The sequence below is a fragment of the Lamprobacter modestohalophilus genome (assembly GCF_016583905.1).
Classification (GTDB): Bacteria; Pseudomonadota; Gammaproteobacteria; order Chromatiales; family Chromatiaceae; genus Lamprobacter; species Lamprobacter modestohalophilus.
This window is the reverse complement of the sequence record NZ_NRRY01000058.1, coordinates 22,640-28,876: the sequence shown is the minus strand read 5'-3', so window position 1 is coordinate 28,876 and position 6,237 is coordinate 22,640. Positions and strand designations below refer to the sequence as shown.

Sequence of the window (6,237 nt, the reverse complement as noted above, 5' to 3'; positions counted from 1 at the left end):
GCGCGGTCCCTCCGGGGGGTGGGGTGGGGTGGCCCATGGTCAGGTTAGTCACTCGCCTATGGTGAGCCGAGCAAAAGCTCGGTGCTCCAACAACTTAGGAGATCACCATGACCATAGGCACCATTAGTCACGGCACCCTTCGCCCACAAGACCTGATCCCGACCTTCCTAGACTTGGCGCGCGACCTCGCACCCGAGCAGCACGCCCAACTCTGTGCGGCACCCTTCGGACCGATACCAGCACATGCACAGGAAGACGACTCCGCCGACTGGTGGACTGGCGACGATGCGCAAGCGCTGATCGAAGACTTGACCGACGTTCTGATGAGCCATGCACCCGCCTACTGCACGTTCGGACCGCACGAAGGCGACGGCTCCGACTTTGGATTCTGGCCGGACTGGTGGGAAGTCGAGGGCGGCATCGAAGATGGCGAGATCCTCAAGGTCGAAGACTTGGCCGATGTACCCGACGACTGGCGCGGGCTAGCCCTGGTGACCAACGACCACGGCAACGCGACCCTGTACGACTGCCAAGGTGAGCCGATCGAAGTGTGGGGGGTGATCTGATGAGTATGCAGCGATTCCTCGCACGCGAACCCTACACCTTCGCCAATGGCGCTATCGGCTGGCGCCCTGGTGGACCGATGGACTGCGTTGGGCCGTTCGCCAAGGTCGAACACTGCCCGATCGAAGGGACCGACCTGAAGCGCACAGCCTACGCGACTGGCTACGCTGATACGTTCTTCTCGATACCAGCCTGCACCAAGGTCCGGGGCAAGTACATCGGCGGGTTCTTCATGGTCGACAACGACGGCGGAGTGACCTTCAGACCTTACAAGCGTTTCGCTGACCGACTGACAACATGCTGACATGACAGCACAAGGGGTCTGCTCGGTTCGGACTCCCACCAAGCCCACACGGTTCGCCTTGTGGGCTTTTGCATGCTGGCATGACAGCATGGGGGGCAGACGTTACGACCTCTCAGAATGTCTCGCTAGCACACCTAACAACCCCCACCTTGTTAGACCTTAAAACCTAACATAAACAACACGTTAGCCTATTATATTGCTTGCTAATAAGGGCAGGCTATGAGACCATATGTATGTCGTCAAACACGACGGCAGTCAGACTCAGTGCAGCAACACCGAGTCCAACCTAGACACAACCGACTGATTAGGAGTCGAGAACATGCCCTACAGCCAGCATACCATCGCCACCGCTAGCCTACTGCGCAAGATCGACGCGCATCTATATCGCGCAACCGACGGGGCTAAGCCTGATGATGCACAGATGACGCCTCAGCATGAGGCCATGGGCTACGTCTTAGAATCGGCACGCAACCGCATAGCCCAGCTTGAACGCGAGCTGCTACAGCTTCGTCAGTAGGCCGACAAGGCCACCAGGGGGTCAGGGGTAGCCTGATCCCTTCCAAGCCCGCACGGTTCGCCCTGCGGGCTTTTGTGCGCTGGAGTCGGGGTTCAGGTGGAGTCGGGGTTCCGGCTATCTCGGGGCGGATGCCTCTCAGCTTGTGCCCGACGCCGACACCAGCGAGTCACACTAGGAGTCACACTGCGGGACGCGAAAGGGGCTAATCTAGGCGACTGACGCGCCGCCATGCGTGGCTAAGTCTTTGTAAGATGGTGGGCCGTGTAGGATTCGAACCTACGACCAAGGGATTATGAGTCCCCTGCTCTAACCGCTGAGCTAACGGCCCGGGCGTGGGTGCGGCAGCTTGGGGACTGCCGCAGGGCGCGTCCCTGCGCGGTTGGCGAGGTAAGCCAATCAGTGAAGATCAGTCGGCGTCGAGGAAGCTGCGGAGCTTTTCGGAGCGGGTGGGGTGACGCAACTTGCGCAAAGCCTTGGCTTCGATCTGGCGGATGCGCTCGCGCGTGACGTCGAATTGCTTACCGACCTCTTCGAGGGTGTGGTCGGTGTTCATGTCGATGCCGAAGCGCATGCGCAGCACCTTGGCCTCGCGTGAGGTGAGGCTGGCGAGCATGTTCTGGGTGGCTTCGCGCAGCCCTTCGGAGGTGGCGGAGTCGACCGGTGAGATGACCGCGGCGTCTTCGATGAAGTCGCCGAGATGGCTGTCTTCATCGTCGCCGATTGGCGTCTCCATCGAGATCGGCTCTTTGGCGATCTTGAGCACCTTGCGCACCTTGTCCTCGGGCATCTCCATGCGCTCGGCGAGCTCTTCCGGCGTTGCTTCGCGGCCCATCTCCTGCACCATCTGGCGGCTGATGCGGTTCAGCTTGTTGATGGTCTCGATCATGTGCACCGGGATGCGGATGGTGCGTGCCTGGTCGGCGATCGAGCGGGTGATGGCCTGGCGAATCCACCAAGTCGCATAGGTCGAGAATTTGTAGCCGCGGCGGTATTCGAACTTGTCGACGGCCTTCATCAGGCCGATGTTGCCCTCTTGGATTAGGTCGAGGAACTGCAGGCCGCGGTTGGTGTATTTCTTCGCAATGCTGATCACTAGGCGCAGGTTGGCCTCAACCATCTCTTTCTTGGCGCGGCGGGCCTTGGCCTCGCCGATCGACATCTTGCGATTGGTCTCTTTGATCTCGCCGATGGTGAGCAGATTGGTGCGCTCGAGCTCCTGCAGCCGGCGCTGAGCGCGACGTACCTCGCTTTCAACCTCGGCTAGGCGCTTGGCCCAGTTGGCGCTGTTCGCCATCTGATCGTCGATCCAGTCGAGGTTGGTCTCGTTCTCCGGGAAGGAGTCGATAAAAGCCTTGCGTGGCATGCCGGCGCCGTCGACGCAGAGGCCCATGATCTGACGTTCTTGCGAGCGGATGCGCTCGATGGTCTCGCGCAGCATCTCGACCAATCGGTTGAAGATCCCGGCGACCAGCTTGAACTGCAGGAAATCCTCGGAGACCTGAGCGAGGGCGGTCTGCGTCTCAGGGTGATCGCGACCATGCTGCTCGAGCAGCTTGGCGAACACCTGATAATGGCTGCGCAGCTCGCCAACGCGACGCGCGACCTCTTCCGGGTCCGGCCCGGTATCGACGACCTCTTCTTCTTCACCGTCATCATCATCATGGGACGCGCTGCCGTTCTTGATAGTCGGCTCGGGGACCACGTCGTCATCCTCGCGGAAGCCGCTGATGACCTCGGTGAGGCGCATCTCGCCCTGCTCCGCCTTCTCGAACAGATCAAGCAGTTCCTTGACAGTGCGCGGGTAGACCGAGAGTGCCGCCAGCACCTGGTTGAGGCCTTCTTCGATCCGCTTGGCGATGCGCAGCTCGCCCTCGCGGGTCAGTAGCTCAACGGTGCCCATCTCGCGCATGTACATGCGCACCGGGTCGGTGGTGCGTCCGAATTCGCTGTCGACCGAGGCCAGTGCAGCCGCGGCGGCCTCGGCCGCTTCGTCGTCGGCGACGGCCGAATCGTTGCTGAGGTCATCGATCTCCGCTGGAGCTGTTTCATGGACAGTGATGCCCATGTCATTGATCATGCGAACGATGTCTTCGATCTGTTCCGCCTCGACGATGCCGGGCGGCAGGTGGTCGTTGACCTCGGTGTAGGTCAAGAACCCCTGTTCTTTGCCTTTTGCGATCAGCTGCTTGAGCTGGGACGACTGCTGCTTTTCTTGGTCCATGCAGATACCCGTACGGCGAAGTCGAGATGGAGTGCGGGGCTTGGAGGCGGGGAAGAGAAAGAAGCCGCGTTCAAGCAACACACCAGTATATCAGGGAGGAGTCGGTTTTTCCAGTTTTCGAGCTGAAAGCCGGTCTAGACGTGGAGCTTGATGGTGCGCTGCAGTTGCTCGCGCTCCTCCATCGTGAGGCCCTCGGTACTTGCTTTGGATAACAGGCGCTGGCGCAATAGAGACAGTCCATCGCGATTCAAGCGTCTGATCGCACCGATGAGCTCTTCCTGCCTCCCTTCTTGGGGAATATGGGCAAGCAGGGCAGAATTCGAGAGTCTTGACACGATTCCGGCCTGCTCGCGATCGCGCCAATGCTCGCAGAGGATGGCAGGCGTGATGTCTGGGCGTTCGCTGATCAGTTCGAGCAGTTCGGCGAGCAGCCGCACGCCGGGGCTATCGATCTCGCGCCATGCAGTTGGCTCGGCTAGCGCAGAGGGTGCGCGCTTCGGGTCGTCGAGCAGCAGCGCAATCGCGAGCCGCATCGGGTTCAGTTGGGTTGGCGTCTGCATGGCGGGGCGCCGAGGGCCTAGACGTCGTCGCGCCACGCTGGGGACGCCGGTGAGCTTGGCCAGACGGCGATCGAGCAGGTCGCGGAAGGTACCGGCGGGTACCTTGTTGAGCAGGGGGCGGGCGGCGGCATCAAGGCTGGCGCGGCCTTCGTCGCTGTTCAGGTCGCGCTCGGCCTGCAGATGCTGGAACAGGAAATCGGACAGCAGCATGGACTGCTCCAGCCGCTGCTCGAAGGCCGCGGTGCCTTCCTGCCGGATCAGGCTATCAGGGTCCTCGCCATCGGGCAGGAAGAGAAAGCGGATCGGCGTTTGGCCGGTGGCCTGCGGCAGGGCATTCTCGAGCGCCTTCCAAGCGGCAGCGCGTCCAGCGCGGTCGCCGTCGAAGCAGAACACCAGCTCGGGGGCGCTGCGCAAGAGCCGGGTCAGGTGCTCGGGGGTGGTGGCGGTACCGAGCGTCGCGACCGCATAGGAAACGCCGAACTGGGCCAGGGCGATGACATCCATGTAGCCCTCGACCACGAGCAGACGCGGCTGCTGTCGGCTCGCTTGCTGTGCCTCGAACAGGCCGTAGAGCTCAAGGCCTTTGTGAAAGACGAGGGTTTCCGGCGAGTTCAGGTACTTCGGCTCGCCGTCGTCGAGCACGCGGCCACCGAAGCCGATGACGCGGCCGCGGCGATCGCGGATCGGGAACATGACACGGTCGCGAAAGCGATCGTAGCGGCGATTGTCGCGCTCGATGACGAGTCCGGCACGCTCCAGCAGTGCCTGAGACTCGGGGCGCTGACCGAGTTGTTTGACTAGGAAGTCCCAGCCTGGCGGGGCGAAGCCGAGTCCGAAGCGGGTAGCGATCTCACTGCTGAGGCCGCGCCCACGCAGATAATCGCTGGCACGGCGGGCTTGCGGGTGCTCGCGCAGCTGTCGTCTGTACAGCGCGGCAGCCTGCTCTAGGATCTGGTAGTAGGGTCGTGGGTCAGGGCCGGTGGGTGCGCTGTCGGCCGCGGTCGGCATCTCGAGGCCAGCATGCTGAGCAAGCTCTTCGAGCGCCTCGCGGAATTCGAGGCGGTCGTGCTCGATCAGGAAGTCGATGGCGTTGCCGTGTGCGCCGCAGCCAAAGCAGTGGTAGGTCTGCCGACTTGGCGTGACGGTGAAGGAGGGGGTCTTTTCGTTGTGGAAGGGGCAGAGACCTTTGAGGAGGCCGCCCGCCTTCTTGAGCTGCACACGGGCGCCGACGATGTCAGCGATATCGACGCGATCGAGAAGGCGTTCCTTAAAGTCTGGGGAAAACTTGCCGGCCATCGTCTCCACGCCTGGGGCAGGCGCGGCGATCGCCTTTGCGACGCCTCAGCCTGCGAGTTTTGCCTTGATCTTGGCGCTGACGGCGGCCATGTCGGCGCGACCCTGCAGCTTGGGCTTGAGCGCTGCCATCACCTTGCCCATGTCCTTCATGCCGGCAGCGCCGGTGTCGGCGATGGCGGCTGTGATGAGTGCAGCGATCTCGTCCTCACTCAGCGCGGCAGGCATGTACTCCTGGCAGACCTGGATCTCGAAGCGCTCTTGCGCCGCCAGATCCTCGCGCCCGGCATCCTGATACTGGGTCACCGAGTCCCGACGCTGCTTGAGCATCTTGTCGAGCACCACCAACACCTGGGTGTCGTCAAGCTCGACGCGCTCATCGACCTCACGCTGCTTGATGGCGGCGTTGATGAGCCGGATGACGCCCAGTCGCGCCTTGTCGCCGGCCTTCATCGCCGCCTTCATATCGGCTTGTAAACGGGCTTTCAACATCGGGCGATCGCCCTTAGTAGGTCCGTTCCCAGCGCCGCGCTTCGCGCGACAACTTCTTGTGGTGGCGCTTCACGGCTGCCGCCTTCTTGCGCTTGCGCTCGCTGGTCGGCTTTTCGTAGAACTCGCGACGACGCACTTCGGCGAGGACGCCGGCCTTTTCGCACGAGCGTTTGAAGCGACGCAGGGCCACCTCGAAGGGTTCGTTATCTTTAACGCGGACGCTGGGCATGTAGACTCCCGTTGCTATGTCCAGTGGATGGGATCAGTCTGATTGCGTCCGACTGCC

General features: G+C 62.2%; 7 protein-coding genes and 1 tRNA gene. 3 read left to right on the top strand and 5 right to left on the bottom strand.

Going from position 1 to position 6,237, the window contains the following annotated elements; translation table 11 throughout:
* Positions 1–107 precede the first annotated feature (107 nt).
* The 3 genes from CKO42_RS22345 to CKO42_RS22335 all read left to right on the top strand — a co-directional run bounded on the left by CKO42_RS22345 (position 108) and on the right by CKO42_RS22335 (position 1,385).
* Positions 108–566, top strand: coding sequence for a hypothetical protein (locus CKO42_RS22345; protein ID WP_200249308.1), 459 nt, complete (start codon positions 108–110; stop codon positions 564–566).
* On the top strand, positions 566–868 hold the full coding sequence (locus CKO42_RS22340; protein ID WP_200249307.1) for a hypothetical protein: 303 nt from the start codon (positions 566–568) through the stop codon (positions 866–868). The genes CKO42_RS22345 and CKO42_RS22340 overlap by 1 nt, the downstream gene beginning before the upstream one ends.
* Before the next feature lie 319 nt (positions 869–1,187).
* Positions 1,188–1,385, top strand: coding sequence for a hypothetical protein (locus CKO42_RS22335; protein WP_200249300.1), 198 nt, complete (start codon positions 1,188–1,190; stop codon positions 1,383–1,385).
* A 252-nt stretch (positions 1,386–1,637) separates the two neighbouring features.
* Here the strand turns inward: CKO42_RS22335 and CKO42_RS22330 are convergent.
* From CKO42_RS22330 to rpsU, 5 genes are all read right to left on the bottom strand, one after another.
* A tRNA-Ile gene (locus tag CKO42_RS22330) sits at positions 1,638–1,713 on the bottom strand.
* Between the two features lie 78 nt (positions 1,714–1,791).
* On the bottom strand, positions 1,792–3,606 hold the full coding sequence (rpoD, locus tag CKO42_RS22325) for an RNA polymerase sigma factor RpoD (RefSeq protein WP_200249298.1): 1,815 nt from the start codon (positions 3,604–3,606) through the stop codon (positions 1,792–1,794).
* 134 nt (positions 3,607–3,740) lie between these two features.
* Positions 3,741–5,462: a DNA primase gene (gene dnaG, locus CKO42_RS22320; RefSeq protein WP_200249297.1), complete on the bottom strand. Its 1,722-nt coding sequence runs from the start codon at positions 5,460–5,462 to the stop codon at positions 3,741–3,743.
* Positions 5,463–5,507: 45 nt separating this feature from the next.
* Positions 5,508–5,951, bottom strand: coding sequence for a GatB/YqeY domain-containing protein (locus CKO42_RS22315; RefSeq protein ID WP_200249296.1), 444 nt, complete (start codon positions 5,949–5,951; stop codon positions 5,508–5,510).
* A 13-nt stretch (positions 5,952–5,964) separates the two neighbouring features.
* On the bottom strand, positions 5,965–6,180 hold the full coding sequence (gene rpsU, locus CKO42_RS22310; RefSeq protein ID WP_200249295.1) for a 30S ribosomal protein S21: 216 nt from the start codon (positions 6,178–6,180) through the stop codon (positions 5,965–5,967).
* Positions 6,181–6,237 lie beyond the last annotated feature (57 nt).

Excerpts from the sequence above, each read along its gene's own strand:
- CKO42_RS22315 (WP_200249296.1), bottom strand. The coding sequence starts at position 5,951 with ATGTTGAAAGCCCGTTTACAAGCCGATATGAAGGCGGCGATGAAGGCC.
- CKO42_RS22335 (WP_200249300.1), top strand. The coding sequence starts at position 1,188 with ATGCCCTACAGCCAGCATACCATCGCCACCGCTAGCCTACTGCGCAAG.
- CKO42_RS22340 (WP_200249307.1), top strand. The coding sequence starts at position 566 with ATGAGTATGCAGCGATTCCTCGCACGCGAACCCTACACCTTCGCCAAT.
- rpoD (WP_200249298.1), bottom strand. The coding sequence starts at position 3,606 with ATGGACCAAGAAAAGCAGCAGTCGTCCCAGCTCAAGCAGCTGATCGCA.
- dnaG (WP_200249297.1), bottom strand. The coding sequence starts at position 5,462 with ATGGCCGGCAAGTTTTCCCCAGACTTTAAGGAACGCCTTCTCGATCGC.
- rpsU (WP_200249295.1), bottom strand. The coding sequence starts at position 6,180 with ATGCCCAGCGTCCGCGTTAAAGATAACGAACCCTTCGAGGTGGCCCTG.
- CKO42_RS22345 (WP_200249308.1), top strand. The coding sequence starts at position 108 with ATGACCATAGGCACCATTAGTCACGGCACCCTTCGCCCACAAGACCTG.